The 1,283-nt window shown below is 37.3% G+C and carries 2 protein-coding genes; both read right to left on the bottom strand.

Annotation, left to right across the window (positions count from 1 at the left end; translation table 11 throughout):
• Positions 1 to 29: 29 nt before the first annotated feature.
• Entirely contained in the window at positions 30 to 110 is an 81-nt protein-coding gene (locus HP456_RS25725; RefSeq protein WP_312857781.1) for a hypothetical protein, read from the bottom strand.
• Between the two features lie 235 nt (positions 111 to 345).
• Entirely contained in the window at positions 346 to 1,281 is a 936-nt protein-coding gene (locus HP456_RS24095) for an NAD(P)/FAD-dependent oxidoreductase (RefSeq protein ID WP_246289413.1), read from the bottom strand.
• Positions 1,282 to 1,283 lie beyond the last annotated feature (2 nt).

Raw genomic sequence — 1,283 nt, 5'->3', positions numbered from 1 at the left:
ATTCCTTTATAATAGGAAATTTAGTGTTACTATAACTTCTTTGTTAAGGGGAATAATGTACATTCTTTAATGGTCTCACTATCTGTTAGTACCATTAATAACCTTTCTATTCCAAATCCCCAGTACTTTATAAAATGGCTTGAGCTTCCAACCTTCTTCTTTATTCAATTGGATCATTCCCCTTACCCGCTGAAGGAATCGTGACGCTTTCGATATCCCCTCAAAGTCTTTCCAAAAATTGAACAACACCTATAGAGGAGAAGTGACCGAGTATGGTCACTTGGCGAAAGGAACAGGGACGGTTCTGATGCTTATCTTTAGAGGAAATCGGTTATTAGCTAAAAGCTAACTAAATAAAGAAGTACTGTGCATCGGCTGAACTCTTGCTTTAGGATCCATATAGTTCTTAGCATTGTTGACAGCTGTAGGTCCTTCACCAAAGCCTGATGCAATAAGTTTAACCTTTCCATCATATGTACAAATATCTCCTGCAGCATAAATACCCGGAATATTTGTTTCCTGCTTCGAATTTACCTTAATCGCATTTTTTTCGATTTCAACATCCCATTCTTTGATTGGCCCAAGAGTAGAAACAAAGCCGTAATTAACGATTAACTCATCTATATCCACTGATTCTTTTTGTTGAGTTTTTGTATGTTCTAAAGCAATTTGCGACAACTTTTCTGTTCCTATTAATTCTGAAGGAACATAAGGTGTTTTGACCTCAACAGTCGAATTCAATAATTGTTCTACACTATGCTCATGGGCACGAAACTTATCTCTTCGATGTATCAGTGTTACTTTTTCAGCGACGGACTCCAACATGAGGGCCCAATCAACAGCTGAATCTCCACCACCTAAAATCGCTACTTTTCTACCTTTAAATTGATTCATGTCATTCACGAAATAATGTACATTCTTCTGTTCAAATGGTTTAACTTCTTTCAGTTTTAGTTTACGAGGATGAAAAGCTCCGTTTCCCGCAGTAATGATAATTGTTTTTGAGAAGTGATCGGTGTAGTTCGTTTTGATCTTAAATGTTCCATCTATCTGTTTTTCAATCATTTCCACGGCTTCTTCGAGGCATATAGTTGATTCAAATACCTTCATTTGCTCTTTTAAATTATCTACTAAGTCCTGTGCCCTTACTTTTGGAAAGCCAGCAATATCATAAATGAATTTTTCAGGATAAAGGGCTGTAAGCTGTCCACCAAGCTGAGGAAGACTCTCCAAAACTTTCACTTTTGCTTGCCTCATCCCCCCATAAAACGCTGTAAACAAGC

This window comes from Bacillus haikouensis (assembly GCF_013179555.1).
GTDB lineage: Bacteria > Bacillota > Bacilli > Bacillales > Bacillaceae_B > Rossellomorea > Rossellomorea haikouensis_A.
The sequence above is the reverse complement of the archived record's forward strand: the minus strand, read 5'-3'. Positions and strand labels throughout refer to the sequence as shown.